The 15770-nt window shown below is 72.5% G+C and carries 13 protein-coding genes and 1 riboswitch; of the genes, 10 read left to right on the top strand and 3 right to left on the bottom strand.

All coding sequences use genetic code 11. The features are described from left to right. Nucleotides 1-69 precede the first annotated feature (69 nt). From gcvH to ACSMHG_RS13225, 7 genes are all read left to right on the top strand, one after another. Entirely contained in the window at nt 70-456 is a 387-nt protein-coding gene (gcvH, locus tag ACSMHG_RS13255) for a glycine cleavage system protein GcvH (protein ID WP_435745782.1), read from the top strand. A 173-nt stretch (nt 457-629) separates the two neighbouring features. After that, entirely contained in the window at nt 630-1175 is a 546-nt protein-coding gene (locus ACSMHG_RS13250; RefSeq protein ID WP_435745780.1) for a zinc-ribbon and FHA domain-containing protein, read from the top strand. An 11-nt stretch (nt 1176-1186) separates the two neighbouring features. Continuing rightward, complete coding sequence (gene ftsR, locus ACSMHG_RS13245; protein WP_435745778.1) at nt 1187-1939, top strand: transcriptional regulator FtsR; 753 nt, start codon at nt 1187-1189, stop codon at nt 1937-1939. A gap of 270 nt (nt 1940-2209) precedes the next feature. Further along, a complete protein-coding gene (locus tag ACSMHG_RS13240) occupies nt 2210-2677 on the top strand; it encodes a bifunctional nuclease family protein (RefSeq protein ID WP_435745776.1) in 468 nt (155 codons plus the stop codon). Nucleotides 2678-2874: 197 nt separating this feature from the next. Continuing rightward, nucleotides 2875-3474, top strand: coding sequence for a MerR family transcriptional regulator (locus tag ACSMHG_RS13235; RefSeq protein WP_435745773.1), 600 nt, complete (start codon nt 2875-2877; stop codon nt 3472-3474). A 92-nt stretch (nt 3475-3566) separates the two neighbouring features. Further along, a riboswitch (glycine riboswitch) is annotated at nt 3567-3676 on the top strand. 70 nt (nt 3677-3746) lie between these two features. Beyond that, nucleotides 3747-6704: an aminomethyl-transferring glycine dehydrogenase gene (gene gcvP / locus ACSMHG_RS13230; RefSeq protein ID WP_435745771.1), complete on the top strand. Its 2958-nt coding sequence runs from the start codon at nt 3747-3749 to the stop codon at nt 6702-6704. Between the two features lie 19 nt (nt 6705-6723). After that, nucleotides 6724-8070 carry a serine hydrolase domain-containing protein gene (locus ACSMHG_RS13225; RefSeq protein WP_435745768.1) on the top strand — a complete coding sequence of 449 codons (1347 nt, stop codon included), beginning with the start codon at nt 6724-6726 and terminating at the stop codon, nt 8068-8070. A 34-nt stretch (nt 8071-8104) separates the two neighbouring features. On the opposite strand, the gene ACSMHG_RS13220 is transcribed toward ACSMHG_RS13225, so the two are convergent. Continuing rightward, nucleotides 8105-8647, bottom strand: a complete 543-nt coding sequence (locus ACSMHG_RS13220) for a hypothetical protein (protein ID WP_435745766.1) — start codon at nt 8645-8647, stop codon at nt 8105-8107. A gap of 118 nt (nt 8648-8765) precedes the next feature. On the opposite strand from ACSMHG_RS13220, the gene ACSMHG_RS13215 reads away from it, so the two are divergent. After that, nucleotides 8766-10169, top strand: a complete 1404-nt coding sequence (locus tag ACSMHG_RS13215; RefSeq protein ID WP_435745764.1) for a CYTH and CHAD domain-containing protein — start codon at nt 8766-8768, stop codon at nt 10167-10169. Here the strand turns inward: ACSMHG_RS13215 and ACSMHG_RS13210 are convergent. Together ACSMHG_RS13210 and ACSMHG_RS13205 are read right to left on the bottom strand one after the other, a co-directional pair. Continuing rightward, nucleotides 10159-10608 carry a hypothetical protein gene (locus tag ACSMHG_RS13210; RefSeq protein WP_435745762.1) on the bottom strand — a complete coding sequence of 150 codons (450 nt, stop codon included), beginning with the start codon at nt 10606-10608 and terminating at the stop codon, nt 10159-10161. The two genes, ACSMHG_RS13215 and ACSMHG_RS13210, sit on opposite strands and share 11 nt — an antisense overlap. Nucleotides 10609-11382: 774 nt before the next feature. Further along, a complete protein-coding gene (locus tag ACSMHG_RS13205) occupies nt 11383-13779 on the bottom strand; it encodes a thiamine pyrophosphate-binding protein (RefSeq protein ID WP_435745760.1) in 2397 nt (798 codons plus the stop codon). A gap of 56 nt (nt 13780-13835) precedes the next feature. Between ACSMHG_RS13205 and ACSMHG_RS13200 the strand changes: the two genes are divergently transcribed. Continuing rightward, nucleotides 13836-14441, top strand: coding sequence for a helix-turn-helix domain-containing protein (locus tag ACSMHG_RS13200; RefSeq protein WP_435745758.1), 606 nt, complete (start codon nt 13836-13838; stop codon nt 14439-14441). Nucleotides 14442-14518: 77 nt separating this feature from the next. Beyond that, nucleotides 14519-15757 (top strand): trans-sulfuration enzyme family protein, encoded by a 1239-nt coding sequence (locus ACSMHG_RS13195; protein ID WP_435745756.1) that lies wholly within the window; start codon nt 14519-14521, stop codon nt 15755-15757. Nucleotides 15758-15770: the final 13 nt, after the last annotated feature.

Raw genomic sequence — 15770 nt, 5'->3', positions numbered from 1 at the left:
GCCGGCGCCGAGTAGGGTGCTCGTCATCGCCCGGGCACCGCCGGACCGCCGTCACACCGAGGAGACGCGTTGTACCCCGACGACCTGCTGTACACCAGCGAGCACGAGTGGCTGCGGACCCCCGGCGAGGCCGAGGGGTCGGTGCGGGTGGGCATCACCCACTACGCCCAGGACGCGCTCGGCGACATCGTCTACGTCTCGCTGCCCGAGCTCGGTGAGACCCTCGAGGCGGGCAGCACCTGCGGCGAGCTGGAGTCGACGAAGTCGGTGAGCGACGTCTACGCGCCCGTCTCCGGCGAGGTGGTGGCCCGCAACGAGTCGCTCGACGCGACGCCGGAGCTGGTCAACAACGACCCGTACGGCGGCGGCTGGCTCTACGAGGTCGTCCCGTCCGACGCCGGGCAGCTCGACGGCCTCATGGACGCGGCGACGTACGAGGCCTCGCTCGAGTCCTGAGCCGCTCCGGCGAACTTCCGGGTCCGCCTTGATCGGGGGCCGCCGGCTGATAGGTTCGGACAACCGTCAACCTCAACCCCTTGGTGAGGGTTGGGCGCACGGCACCGTCCTCGCACGAGGAGGACCGCACGACCCGCACCGCCCGTCCGACGCCGCTCCCCGGGAGGATCCCGATGCCGTACTGCACCGCGTGTGGCAGGCAGAACCCCGACGACGCCCGCTTCTGCGCGCAGTGCGGGAACCGGCTGACGACCGAGACGCCGACCGGCACCGGCGCGTCGCCGATCACCTCCGCCGGTCAGCCGGTGCAGGGCGACTCGACCGCCACCATCCAGATCGGCCTCGGTGAGAAGACCGAGACGTCCGACCGGCAGCTCAACCCGGTCGACGCCGCCGCGGTCGACGCCCTCCCGGCCGGCCACGCGCTGCTCGTCGTGCAGCGCGGTCCCGGCTCGGGCAGCCGCTTCCTCCTCGACGCCGACGTGGTCACCGCGGGCCGGCACCCGGAGAGCGAGATCTTCCTCGACGACGTGACCGTGTCGCGACGCCACGCCCAGTTCGACCGCACCGGTGACAGCTTCACCGTGAGCGACGTCGGCTCCCTCAACGGCACCTACGTCAACCGCGACCGGATCGACAAGGTGCGGCTCAAGGACGGCGACGAGGTCCAGATCGGCAAGTACCGGCTGGTCTTCTTCGCCGGTCACCAGGGCAGCTAGGCCGCCACCGGATGAGCTCCACCGGCTCGACCGCCGCGGGGCCCGCGGGGGCGCCGCGCGCCCGGATGAACATCGGCGAGGTCCTCGACCACCTGCGCCCGGACTTCCCCGGCATCACGATCCCGAAGATCCGGTTCCTCGAGGACAAGGGGCTGATCAAGCCCGAGCGCACGCCCGCCGGCTACCGGAAGTTCTCGCCCGAGGACCTCGACCGGCTGCGCTACGTCCTGCGGATGCAGCGCGACCACTACCTGCCGCTCAAGGTCATCGGCGAGCACCTCGACGCCATCGACCGCGGGCTGGAGCCGCCGGCGATCGAGGCCGTCGTCCCGACCGTGCCGAAGGTCGCGCTCGCCGCCGACGGCCTGCCCAGCCCGGAGTCGTTCCGGCGCCACGACTCCATGCGGCTGTCGCGGCGCGAGCTGGTCAAGATCGCCGGGATCTCCGAGGAGCTGCTCGACCAGCTCGAGCAGTACGGCCTGGTGTCGGCCCGCCCGGGGACGGGCCACTACGACACCGACTCGCTCGTCATCGCCCAGACCGCCCGGGAGCTGGCCGACTTCGGCTTCGAGCCCCGCCACCTGCGCGCCTTCAAGACCGCGGCCGACCGCGAGGTCGGCCTGGTGGAGCAGGTCGTCGCGCCGCACAAGCGCGGCCGCGACGCCGCCGCCCGAGCGCGCGCCGAGGAGGCGGTCAGTGAGATCGCCGCCCTCTCCGTCCGGCTGCACGCCACCCTCGTCAAGGCCGGCCTGCGCTCGTCCTGAGCCTGTCGAAGGGGTCCACCTGACCCGTCGAAGTGGCGCGCGCACAGGGTCGAAGTGGCGCGCGCACAGGGTCGAAGTGGCGCGCGCACAGGGTCGAAGTGGCGCGGACACAGGGTCGAAGTGGGGCGCTTCCCGCCGGACCACCTGCAGGCGGCCCACCTCGAGCCTGCAGCCGACCCACGTCGACCCTGCAGCCGACCCACGTCGACCCTGCAGGCGACCCACCTCGGCGGTCGGGGAGGGTCTACCGCGCCCGAGTAGGGTGAAGAGGTGCGCGAAGTCGATGTCATGGGTGTCCGGGTGGAGATGCCGTCGAACCAGCCCATCGTGCTGCTGCGCGAGGTGACGGGGGAGCGCTACCTCCCCATCTGGATCGGCGCCGTCGAGGCCACCGCGATCGCGTTCGCCCAGCAGGGCGTGGTGCCGCCGCGGCCGCTGACGCACGACCTGATGAAGGACGTGCTCGAGGCGACCGGCAACGAGCTCACGGAGGTGCGGATCACCGACGTCAAGGACGGGGTCTTCTTCGCGACGCTCGTCTTCGGCTCCGGCGCCGAGGTCAGCGCGCGGCCCTCCGACTCGATCGCGCTCGCGCTGCGCACGGGGACCAGGATCGTCTGCTCCGAGGAGGTCCTCGACGAGGCCGGCCTGGCCGTGCCGGCCGAGCAGGAGGACGAGGTCGAGAAGTTCCGCGAGTTCCTCGACCAGGTGACGCCCGAGGACTTCGAGTCGCAGTGAGCTCCGGGCGCCGGGCCTGACCCTCGACCACAGGTTGAGGGTTCGCGACACGCCGTCGGGCATCTTTGACGGGCACTGTGGTCGAGGCCTACCTTGAACTGTCTCTGTTGTAACTCCACCGTTGTGGTTGCGCTCGCGCGGCTGCGGCACCTTCCCCGGTAGTTACGCGCAAACGGAGTAGACCCGCGGAGGACCGTGTGAACGAGCAGGAGCAGCAGCGCGACAGCGTCGAGGCGGCCGTCGCCGCCGAGGCGGCGGAGGAGCAGGGTCTCCTCTTCACCGACGACGTGTCGCCGCTGCCCAGTGACACCGGCTACCGCGGTCCGACCGCGTGCAACGCGGCCGGCATCACCTACCGGCAGCTGGACTACTGGGCGCGCACCGGGCTGGTCGAGCCGACCGTCCGCGGGGCGAGCGGTTCCGGCTCGCAGCGCCTCTACAGCTTCCGCGACATCCTGCTGCTCAAGGTGATCAAGCGGCTGCTCGACGCCGGCATCTCGCTCCAGCAGATCCGCACCGCCGTCCAGCACCTGCGCGAGCGGGGGACCGACGACCTGACCCGCGTGACGCTGATGAGCGACGGGGCCTCGGTCTACGAGTGCACCAGCAACGACGAGGTCATCGACCTGCTCCAGGGCGGGCAGGGCGTCTTCGGCATCGCCATCGGCGGCGTCTGGCGCGAGATCGAGGGCACCCTCGCCGAGCTGCCGAGCGAGCGCACCGCCGCCGACGAGGCCGCGGAGACCACGGCCGGTGACGAGCTCGCCGCCCGCCGCGCGGCCCGCAAGATCGGCTGACGCACCACCCACACGACGTACGCCGCAGGCCCGTCGCCCCTCGGGGTGGCGGGCCTGAGTCGTCCCTCTGCTGGTAGATTCGGCCGCGCTGACGATCCCGCACGGGAGAGTCTCCGTTCCGGGCCCGGCAGGTCCCGGAGCAGAGCGCCGAAGGGGCAATTCCTCCCCGGAACCTCTCAGGCGCCCGGACCGTGCGGACCAGGCAACTCTGGAGCGCCACCGAGGGTGCGACAGAGGGGGAGGCCCCGAGACCACCGTGTCAGGAGCCTGCCATGCCCGACCCCTCGCAGCCCGACCCCTCGCAGCCCGACCCCTCGCAGCCCAGCCCCTCGCAGCCCAGCCCCTCGTTGGCCGCCCTCGACGCAGCGCTGCCGTTCGTCGACCGCCACATCGGCGTCCGCCCCGACGACGAGGCGCGCATGCTCGACCGGCTGGGCTTCGACTCCCTCGAGGCGCTGATGGAGGCCGCCGTGCCGGGCGGGATCCGCACCGCCGCGGCCTTGGACCTGCCGGCCGCGCAGTCCGAGGACGCGACGGCTCGCGAGCTCCGGGCGATCGCCGCGCTGAACCGGCCCGCCGAGGCGATGATCGGTCTCGGCTACCACGCCACCCTCACCCCGCCGGTCATCCGGCGCAACGTGCTCGAGGACCCCAGCTGGTACACCGCCTACACGCCCTACCAGCCCGAGATCTCGCAGGGCCGGCTCGAGGCGCTGCTGAACTTCCAGACGGTCATCGGTGACCTCACGGGCCTGCCGACCGCCAACGCCTCGCTCCTCGACGAGGGCACCGCGGCCGCCGAGGCGATGACGCTGGTACGCCGCGCCCAGCGCAAGGCGTCGGGCCCCTTCGTCGTCGACGCCGACGCCCTGCCGCAGACCATCGAGGTGGTCCGCACCCGCGCCGAGGCGATGGGGATCGAGGTCCTGGTCGCCGACCTGACCGAGGGGCTGCCCGAGGGGCCGGTCTCCGGCGTGCTCGTCCAGTACCCGGGCGCGTCCGGCCGGGTCCTGGACCCGCGCCCGGTGATCGAGGCGGCGCACGAGGCCGGCGGCCTGGCCGTCGTCGCGGCCGACCTGCTGGCGCTGACGCTGCTGGAGTCGCCTGGCGCGATGGGCGCCGACGTCGTGGTCGGCTCCTCGCAGCGCTTCGGCGTGCCGCTGTTCTACGGCGGCCCGCACGCCGGCTACATGGCGGTCGCGAGCGGGCTGGAGCGGCACCTCCCGGGCCGCCTCGTCGGCGTCTCGGTCGACGCGGACGGCCGGCCGGCGTACCGCCTGGCGCTGCAGACCCGCGAGCAGCACATCCGCCGGGACAAGGCGACCTCGAACATCTGCACCGCCCAGGTCCTGCTCGCCGTCGTCGCCTCGATGTACGCCGTGCACCACGGGCCCGAGGGGCTGCGCGCCATCGCTACCCGCACCCACCGGTACGCCGCGGTGCTGGCCGCTGCGCTGGCCGAGGCGGGCCACCAGCCGCTGCACGCGGAGTTCTTCGACACCCTCGCGGTGCCCGCCCCCGGCCGGGCCAAGGAGGTCGTCGCCGCCGCCCGCGAGCGGGGGCTCCACCTGCGGCTCGTCGACGCCGACACCGTCGGGATCAGCACGAGCGAGTGCACGACCCGGTCGACGCTCGAGCGGGTCCTGGAGTCCTTCGGGGCCGCGACAGGTTCGACCAGTGGCGCCGACATCGCCGCGCTCGACCGCGCCACCGCCGACGCGCTGCCGGAGGGCCTGCGGCGGGCCACGCCGTACCTGGAGCACGAGGTCTTCTCCGCCCACCACAGCGAGACCCAGATGCTGCGCTACCTGCGCCGGCTCTCCGCCCGCGACTACGCGCTGGACCGCGGCATGATCCCGCTGGGCTCCTGCACGATGAAGCTCAACGCGACCACCGAGATGGAGCCGGTCTCGCTGCCGGGCTTCGCCGACCTGCACCCGTTCGCGCCGGCCGAGGACGCCGCCGGCTACCACCTGCTCGTCGACCAGCTCGAGGGCTGGCTGGCGGAGGTCACCGGCTACGACCGGGTCTCGATCCAGCCGAACGCCGGCTCGCAGGGCGAGCTGGCCGGCCTCCTCGCCATCCGCGGCTACCACCGCGCGAACGGCGACACCGGCCGCGACGTCTGCCTGATCCCGTCGTCCGCGCACGGCACCAACGCCGCCTCCGCGGTCATGGCCGGGATGCGGGTGGTGGTCGTCAAGGCCGCCGCGGACGGCGGCGTCGACATGGACGACCTGCGCGCGCAGTGCGAGAAGCACGCCGACGACCTGGCCGCGATCATGGTCACCTACCCCTCCACGCACGGCGCCTACGAGGACTCCATCACCGAGCTCTGCGAGGTAGTCCACGCCGCCGGCGGCCAGGTCTACGTCGACGGGGCCAACCTCAACGCGCTGCTCGGGCACGCCAAGCCCGGCGAGTTCGGCGGCGACGTGTCGCACCTGAACCTGCACAAGACCTTCTGCATCCCGCACGGCGGCGGCGGCCCCGGGGTCGGTCCGGTCGCGGTGCGCGAGCACCTCGCGCCGTACTTGCCCTCGCACGGCATGCACCCCGACGTCACCCGGCGCGAGGGCATCGGCCCGATCAGTGCGGCGCCCTACGGCTCGGCCGGCATCCTGCCGATCTCGTGGGCCTACGTGCGGATGATGGGCGGCGCCGGCCTGACCCGCGCCACGGGGGTCGCCGTGCTCGCGGCCAACTACGTCGCCGCGCGGCTGGGGGAGCACTACCCGGTGCTCTACCGCGGCCACGGCGACCTGGTCGCCCACGAGTGCATCCTCGACGTCCGCGGGATCACCAAGGAGACCGGCGTCAGCGTCGAGGACGTCGCCAAGCGGCTCATCGACCACGGCTTCCACGCGCCGACGATGTCCTTCCCGGTGGCGGGCACCCTCATGGTCGAGCCGACGGAGTCCGAGGACCTCGCCGAGATCGACCGGTTCTGCGAGGCGATGATCGCGATCCGGGCGGAGATTGACCGGGTCGCCGCGGGGGAGTGGAGCGCGGAGGAGTCGCCGCTGCGGCACGCGCCCCACACCTCCCGTGCGCTGGTGGGCGAGTGGGACCGCGCGTACTCCCGCGAGCTCGCCGTCTTCCCGGCCGGCACCACGGGCCCGAACGGCGCCGCGGACAAGTACTGGCCGCCGGTCGCCCGGATCGACCAGGCCTACGGCGACCGCAACCTCCAGTGCTCCTGCCCGCCGCTCGAGGCGTTCGCGGAGTAGGCGCGCGAGGATGGGCGCCATGACCGTCACCGCGCACACCGGCCGCCGGCTCCTCGTCCACCTCGCCCGGGCGCAGTCGGCGGGCCGGCTGCCGTCGGTCACCGCCGGCGTGGTGCGCGACGGTGCGCTGGCGTGGTGGGGGACGTACGGCGACCCGCCGGTGCCCGGCCACGGCGCCGCCGACGTGCAGCACCGGATCGGCTCGATCACCAAGACCCTCACCGCCGTGCTGGTGCTCCGGGCGGTCCGCGACGGCCGCCTCGAGCTCGACCGACCGGTCTCCACCGTGCTCGGCGAGGTGCCCTACGGCGACCGGACGGTCCGGCACCTGCTGGCCCACGCGTCGGGGGCGCAGGCGGAGCCGGCCGGTCCGTGGTGGGAGCGGTCCGACGGCGTCTCCTTCGAGGAGCTGATGGACGCCCACGACGGGTCGGGCGCGGTGACGACGCCCGGCGACCGGTTCCACTACTCCAACCTCGGCTACGCGCTGCTGGGCGAGGTGGTCGCCCGGGTCGGGGGCCGGTCGTGGTGGTCGTGCGTGGAGACCGACGTGCTGGCTCCGCTCGGCATGGACCGCACGACGTACCTCCCCACCGGCGCGGCGGCGCAGGGCTGGAGCGTCGACCCCTACACCCGGGAGCTGGTGGCCGAGCCGGCCACCGACACCCGCGCGATGGCGCCCGCGGGCCAAGTGTGGTCGACGCTGACCGACCTCGCGACGTACGCCGCGTTCCTCCTCGAGGGCCACCCGGACGTGCTCGACGCCGAGTGGCTGCGCCGGGCGTCGGGGCCGCAGGCGGGTGCGCCGCGCGACGGGCTCGCGGCCGCGCACGGGCTCGGCTTCCAGGTCGTGGCCGGCGGCTCGGGCACGCTCGTCGGGCACACCGGCTCGATGCCGGGCTTCCTCGCCGCCTGCTTCACCGATCCTCAGCGGCGGACCGGAGCGGTCGTGCTCGCCCCGGCGACCACGGGCTTCTCACCCGCGCTGCTGGCCCGCACGCTGCTCGAGGAGCTGGAGGAGTGCGAGCCGACGCTCCCGCCGCCGTGGCGTCCGACGAGCGAGGTGCCGGCCGGGCTCGACGGCGTGCTCGGCACCTGGCACTGGGGGAACACCCCGTTCGTCCTCGCCCTGGAGGGCGCCGGGGGAGAGGTCGTGGCGCGGACGGCCGACGGGGTCGACAAGTGGCGGTTCGCGGTCGTCGACGGGCGGGTCGTCGGCACGGCCGGCCACCACCACGGCGAGGAGCTCCACGTCGTCCGCCGCGCGGACGGGTCGGTCGGCCACCTCGAGGTGGCGACGTTCGTCCTCACCCGGACGCCGTACGACCCGGACGCCCCCGTACCTGGGGGACATCCGGGTCGCTGACGGCCGCTGCTGGCCGTGGTGACGCGACCGGTGCTCAGCTCGCGCTGTCGCCGGTCGTGTCGGTCGTGGTGACGGTGAGGTCGAAGCGGAACGCGTCGTCGCAGTCGAGGTCGACGCTCTGCTTGCGCCAGGTCATCGTGAGGTCGGTGCGCAGCTGGCGGTGGTAGCCGTCGACGACGATGTGCTGGCCGGCGTCGTCGTGCTCCTCGTGGACGGCGACCCGCTTGCCGTACGGCGTGGCGCTGCCGGTGACGCGGACCTTGTCGCCGTCGAGCTTCAGCGCGGCCCGGACGTTGCGGCCGTCGACGAACCCCTTCGCGGACTGGCGCGAGGAGCCGAGCCCGTCGTCGCCGACGACGACCTGGAGGACGTTCATGTGGGCGTCGTTCTCGTAGACGGAGACGAAGACGTCCTGGCCGCGGTAGCTGCCGCCGCACTCGATGACGGTGCCGCGCTCGCGGGTGGTGGTGGACTCGGAGCTCGACTCGGTGGCGGCGGCGCTGGTGGCGCCGAGGCCGACGAGGGTGGTGGCGGCCAGCCCGAGGACGGGGCCGGCGAGGAGGGTGCTGGTGCGCATGGTGGTGCTTCCTGTCGGTGGCGCGGTCTGGTGTCGCCGGGGATACGCCCGGGGCCGGCAGCCGGTTGCATGCTGATCACGAGCGGTCCCGGATCGGTCGGTGGGTACCTTGCTGGCCATGGCCGCACGCCCGCACGTCCATCGCGAGGTGGAGCACACCTACGCGCCACAGGCCGACGCACGGCTTCCCGACCTCACCGGGCTTCCCGGTGTCGTCAGCGTCGCCGATCCCGAGGTCCACGAGCTCGAGGCGACGTACCACGACACCGCGGAGCTGGCGCTGACGCGGGCCGGGCTCACGCTGCGTGCCCGGTCCGGTGGGCCCGATGAGGGCTGGCACCTGAAGCTGCCGGCGCCGGGCGGCCGCGACGAGCTGCACCACCGGCTCGGGCGAGGCCGGACCGTGCCCGCGCGGCTGCGTGACCTGGTGGTGCCGTGGACGCTCGGCGCGACGCTGGTGCCGGTCGCGGTCGTCGCGACCCGGCGCACGTCGTACCGCCTGCTGGGTGAGGACGGCACGGTGCTGGCCGAGCTCGCGGACGACGAGGTCACCGGCACGCCGACCGGCGGGGCGCCGGTGCGGTGGCGCGAGTGGGAGCTGGAGCTGGTCGAGGGCGGCCCCGACCTGCTGGCCGCCGCCGACGAGCTCCTGGCCGAGGCGGGCGCGGAGCTGCGCCCGCTGGCCCGGAAGATCGCGGTCACTCTCGGTGACCGGCTGCCTCCGGCGGGGGCGCCCGAGGACCCTGTCCATGCCTGGCTGGCCGCCCAGGTGGCCGAGCTCCGCCTCCGCGAGTGCCAGGCGAGGCGTGGGGACGCCGACGGGGTACGCCGGACGCGGATCGCCGCGCGTCGGCTGCGCGCGGCGCTCGCCGTCCTGCGCCCGGCGCTGGACCAGGAGCGGACCGAGCCGCTCCGCGACGAACTGCGCCACCTAAGCCGGGCCCTGGCCGCGGCGCGCGACGCGGACGCCATACGAACCCGGCTGCTCGACCTGCTCGAGGACGAGCGCGAGGGCGTCGCCGCCGCGCGCCGGCTGGTGCGGTCGACGTACGACGAGCGGGAGCGGGTCGCGCTGGGCGAGGTCGGCGAGGAGCTGGCCGGGGACCGCCACCTCGCCCTGCTGGCCGCGCTCGACGCCCTGGCGACCGACCCCGCGTTCACCAAGCCCGTGACGGCGAAGCTGCTGCGCAAGCGGCTGGCGAAGCAGGAGCGCCGCGTCGCCGAGCGGGTCGCCGACGCGGAGACCGAGGTCCACGAGGTGCGGAAGGCCGCGAAGCGGTGGCGCTATGCCGCTGAGGTTGCCGAGCCGGTGCTCGGCAAGGAGGCGAAGAAGGCCCGCAAGCGTGCGAAGCGGATGACCCGCGAGCTCGGCGTGCACCAGGACGCGTCCATGGTCCGCGACGAGCTGCGGGCGTTGGCGGCCGGCGCGGACACGGGCACGGCGTTCCTGCTGGGCCGGCTCCACGCCCGCGAGGAAGCCCGGGCGGCGGAGATTGAGGAGCGGCGCGGCGTCACCTGGTGACCGCCAACGGGTGCCACGTGGCCTCAATCGGTCCTCGGAGGTCGATCGACGTGGCCAGGCGGTGAAGCCTGCTCGGCGCGACGCCGTAGGGAGCGTGGATCCGGATCAGCCGGTCGGAGTCAGGCAGCGGGATCAGGATCTGACTACGGACGCCGGGCCGCTCGCTGGGGATCACCCAGGCTTCAACACCGTCGATCTCGACGATCTCGCCTCCGGCCTGGTTAGCGAGGTCGTGAAGCCACGCGGACCGCCCTTCCTGCGGATAGCCGTCCTCGTAGAAGACCCAGAGCCGGTGGTCGAGCTCCAAGACGGGGTGGCCGGTGGCATCGGAGCAGAAGTAGCCGGCGGTGAGGTCGCCACCTGCCGTGCTCTCGTCGGGCACGCGGATCGGTGCCGTGCTGCGAAGCAGGGTGTCCTCCACCGTGGTCTTCTCGGCCATGGCACAGGGCTGCGTCTCCGGGTCGACCAGCAAGCTCTGTCCGTCGTGCGAGCCCCGACTCGTCGGTCGAGCCTGTCGAGACCCCGCCGTCTCGGTGGTTGAGCTTGTCGAAACCACCGCCAGCTCGCGGATCGAGCCCCGACGCGTCGGTCGAGCCCGGGCCCGCGGCGAGAAGCGCCCCGGCCAGGCACCCGGCGGCGATCACCCCGGCGGGAAGGATCGTGCGCTTGGTCAGTCCACGAGTCATCGTCGCTCCCGATCCCGAGCTTCACCGGCGAAGCGCCTGATGGCGTGTGGCGCTGCCGTTGTGCGCCGACGGCCGGTGGGACGGGTCAGCCGTACGGGCGGTTCCGTCGTACGTCGACGTGACCGGCCTTCTGGTGGCCGCAGTGGTGGTGCCCGCCTCACCGACGAGAACCGGGCGAGTGAGTTGATGCCTGAGCACCTGGCCAGGCAGGGCGTCACCGAGCGGTTAGAGCCGGTTCTGATGGGCTGGGATGACAAGCAGCCGGTCTTCCGTCCCATCCGGCACGCTTGGCGCGTCGAGGTTGCCCTCCGACGCTCCCGCCGGCTGGCGAAGTCGTTCGACAACACCACCACCCCGGCGACCGGATGGCTGCAGGTCGCGTGCATCGCGATGACACTGCGGCATCTGTCACGGGAACGGACTCGCCGTCGAGCCTGCCAGCCCCCGAATCGCGCGGAAAGCGGCAGATGCGTGCGCTTTTACGCGATCTGCCGGAGCGCTCTACACCGGGGTCGAGGCGGTCGGAATCACCGTCCGGTGAGGCCGAGTGCGGCGTCGACGATCGAGGCGGCGTCGATGCGGTGGAGGGCGTAGGCGTCGGCGAGGTCGCTGGACTGGCCGAAGTCGGTGACGCCGAGGCAGCGGATGCGGTCGCCGCGGAGGGCGGCGAGGAATGCCAGGGTGTGGGGGTGGCCGTCCTGGATGGTCACCAGCGGTGCGGGCGCGTGGGCGGGGAACAACTCGTCGGCGATGGCGCCGACCGTGCCGGATTCGCGGTTGCCTCGCTCGTGGAAGGACCGGTACACGAGGTCGGGGCTGGTGAGGCAGACGACCCCAGCGGTGACCCCCTGGGTGTGGAGGACCCTCGCTGCATCGAGGACCTCGGGCATGAGTGCGCCGACGCCGACCAGGGTGACGTGGTCTTCGGCGGCGGGGTGGTTGGTGAGGCGGTAGCCGCCGGCGATGGCTTGGCGGCGTCGCCGCTCGAGGAGTGCGGGCTCCTCGGGGAGGTTCGCGTCGGCGGGGTCGAGGGGTCGGGTGGAGAGGCGGAAGTAGGAGGACGTGCCCCCGGGGATGCCGATTCGGCTGGCGGCGTGGAGGAAGGTCCATTCAAGGTCTTGGGCGAACGCGGGTTCCCAGGCGATGCACCCTGGTTGCTCGAGCCCGATGGAGGGGGTGGTGATGGACTGGTGTGCGCCGCCTTCGGGGGCGAGGGTGACGCCGGACGGGGTGCCGATGAGGATGGACTGTCCGCCGGCGTAGATGCCGTAGGACCAGGGCTCGAGGGCGCGGCTGACGAACGGGTCGTAGATGGTGGCGACGGGGATGAGTCGCTGGCCCCATCGGGACCAGGTGGTGCCGAGCTCGCCGAGCAGGCCGACGAGGTTGACCTCGGCGATGCCGAGCTCGATGTGCTGGCCGGATTCGCTCTCGGACCATCGCAGGACCCGTTCGCGGTCGTCGGCGAACCAGTCGTGGCGTTCCTTGACCGACCAGACGCCGGTCTTGTTGATCCAGCCTCCGAGGTTGGTGGAGGAGGCGACGTCGGGGCTGCAGGTCACCAGGCGGGCCGCGACGTCGGGAGCGTCGCGGACGAGGTCGGCCAAGAGCCGTCCGAGCGCGGCCTGGGTAGAGACGGGCTTGCGGTGCGGGTGCCCCAGCGAGGTCGGCACAGTCAGGGATGGTGTGGCGGTAGGGGCGGGTCGTCGCAGGGCATGGGCTCGCTCGGCGCAGAGCCGGCCGGCTTCGGAGCCCTCGTCAAAGGTGGCCCACGGTGAGGTCGTGTCGATGTCGCAGGTGCGGGCCAGCTCCCGCATCTGCGGTTCGGTGAGCAGCGCGGAGTGGTTGTTGGGGTGGCCTTCGGTGGCCAGGCCGCGGCCCTTGATGGTGTAGGCGAACACCACGGTGGGGCGGTGGTCGTCGGCGCCGTCGAAGGTGTCGACGAGCAGGGGCAGGTCGTGACCTCCGAGGTCGCGGACAGCTACGGCGAGGTCGTCGGCGGGGATGGACGTGACGAGGTCCCACAGGTCGCTGGAGGGTTGTCCGGCCAGGATCCGCTCGGGCACCTCGGAGGTTGGGACGCGCAGCATGCGCTGGTACTCCTCGTTCGGCATTTCTTCGAGGCGACGGCGCAGCTCAAGCCCGCCGGGCCGGTCGAACAGGGAGGAGATGAACCGGCCCCACTTGAGCGTGACCACCTGCCATCCGGCGGCCGCGAACATGCCTTGGAGGCGCTCGATCTGGATGTCGGGAACGACGCGGTCCAGCGACTGGCGGTTGAGGTCGACCACCCACAGCAGCTCGCCGAGGGAGGCGACCTGGGGGTCGGCGACGGCTTCCCAGATGGCGCCTTCGTCGAGCTCGGCGTCGCCGAGGAGGCTGATGAACCGCCCGGCGTCGGGGGTGTCGGGGAAGTGGGAGCGGGTGTAGCGGTGGGCGATGGCGGCCCACAGGGCGGCGGTGGCGCCGATGCCGACCGAGCCGGTGGAGAAGTCGACGGTGTCGGGGTCCTTGAGTCGGCTCGGGTAGCTCTGCAGTCCACCCTTCTCCCGCAGGGTCGTCAGGTAGCGAGGGTCGAGGTCGCCGAGCAGGTAGTTGATGGCGTGCAGCACCGGGGAGGCGTGCGGCTTGACCGAGACCCGGTCGGAGTGGCGCAGGGAGCAGAACCACAGGGCGACCATGATGTCGACCATCGAGGCCGACGAGGCCTGGTGGCCGCCGACCTTGACACCGCTTGCGTTGGGGCGGCCGCGGTTCGCGGCGTCCACGATGGCCGCTGAGAGCCACAGCACCCGCCGCGCCACGGTCCGCAGGACAGCAGCCCGCTCCTCGGACGTGACGCCCGTGGCACCTGCGGGCCCAGGCGAGGTGGCGCCCTCTGCGGGTGCCGTGCCGTCGGGGCGGCCGGTCGGGCTGGCGGTCATGTGAACTCCTTCAAGCTACCATTGCATTGCACCAAGAGTGCACTAAGGTGCACCACATGGACAACAGTGCCCGCGAGCTCTCCGCCGCTATCGGCAGTACGGTGCGCGCCGAACGGCAGGCCCGGGGGTGGACGCTGGACCAGCTGGCCGACGTCACCGGCGTGAGCCGCCGGATGCTGATCAACGTCGAGCAGGGCGAGGCCAACCCGAGCGTCACCACGCTCCTGCGCATCAGCGACGCCCTGGGCATCGGGCTCCAGGCTTTGGTCGCGGTTCCGCAGACCAAGCGGGTGAAGGTCGTGCGCGATGGCGAGGCGCCGGCTCTGTGGACCGGTGCCAGCGGTGGACGCGGTGTGCTGTTGGCCGGCACGGCACCACCGGACGTGCTCGAGCTGTGGGACTGGACCCTCGCCCCCGGCGACCGGCACGACAGCGAGGCCCACGTCCCCGGGACGAAGGAGATCCTGCAGGTCCGCGAGGGCACCGTCACTGTCCGCGTCGGTGAGCAGAGCGAGGTCCTCGAAGTCGGTGATGCGATCTCGTTTGCCAGCGACGTGGACCACTCCTACGCCAACGACGGCGCCACGCAAGCACGCTTCTCGCTCACTGTCTTCGAGCCTGGTGTCGGCGCCGCCAGCAAGCCCGCAGCAAGCCACGACTGACCAGCGACCCCACGCAGCCACCTACCCGTCCCCACCACGACGACCGCGCTGACCCGCACGCGAGCGCAGGAGAACCCATGACTCACCAGCACGCCACCCGCACACCCGCGACCAGGCCGGACAAGCACGACTTCGACACCCTGTCGGGCAACACGTGGTCAGTACACGGCGGCAACCACGCCGACCAGACGACCGGCGCCATCCGGACCCCCATCGTGATGGCGAACTCCTACCGGCTGCCCGAAGACCCCAGCACCATCGACGACCCCGGCTTCACGGGCCTGGTCTACACCCGCGAACACGGCGCGAACCAGCGCGGTCTGGAAGAGAAGCTGGCCCGCCTCGACCACGGTCAGGCCGCCGCGGTGTTCGGGACCGGCATGGCGGCACTGCACGCCGCGTTCTTCACCGTCCTCAACCCCGGCGACCACGCCGTGGTGTCCAACGTCGTCTACATGCGGGTAGCCGGGCTATTCGAGACCGTCTTCCCCGCGAAGCTCGGCATCGAGGTCGACTTCGTCGACATCACCGACCTTGACGCCGTCCGTGCCGCCTTACGGCCCACCACCCGACTGGTCCACACCGAGGTAATCGCCAACCCCGACCTCCGCGTCGCCGACATTCCAGCGCTGGCGCGGATCGCCCACGACGCCGGCGCCCTGCTCACCATCGACTCCACCTTCACCCCGCCCCCGATGATGCGCCCCCTCGACCACGGCGCCGACCTGGTCATCCACTCACTCACGAAGTACTACAACGGACACGGGGACGCCATGGGCGGCGCCGTCATCGGGAACCGCGAGCTCGTCGAGCAGGTCCGCACCGGCGCCCTGTGGCACGCAGGCGGAGCCATCTCGCCGTTCAACGCCTGGCTCATCATGCGCGGCTCCACCACCCTGCCGCTGCGACTGGCACGCCAGTGCGAGAACGCCCAGGCCATCGCGGAGTTCCTCGCCGCCGACCCACGCGTCGTCCACGTCAGCTACCCGGGCCTGCCGAGTCACGAGCAGCACGAGGTCGCCAACAGCCAGCTGGCCGGCGGCTTCGGCGGCGTCGTCTCCTTCGCCCTAGGCGGCACCCACACGGACCGCCTCGCGTTCGTCAACGACCTCCGCGTCATCACCTCCGCGGTCTCCTTGGGTCACGACGAAACGCTGGTCGCCTACGAGGAGTACCCCGAGGGACCCGCCGCTGCCTTCGCCCAGCCGTTCCGCGAGCACGGCCTGGTCCGACTCGCCGTCGGCCTGGAGTCGGCCGACGACCTCATCGCCGACCTCGACGTCTCCCTGACCACCGCCTACGGCCCGGCCCACTGACACCAACCCAGTC

This window comes from Nocardioides ureilyticus (assembly GCF_051280745.1).
GTDB lineage: Bacteria > Actinomycetota > Actinomycetes > Propionibacteriales > Nocardioidaceae > Nocardioides.
This window is presented reverse-complemented; position numbering and strand designations above follow the sequence as displayed.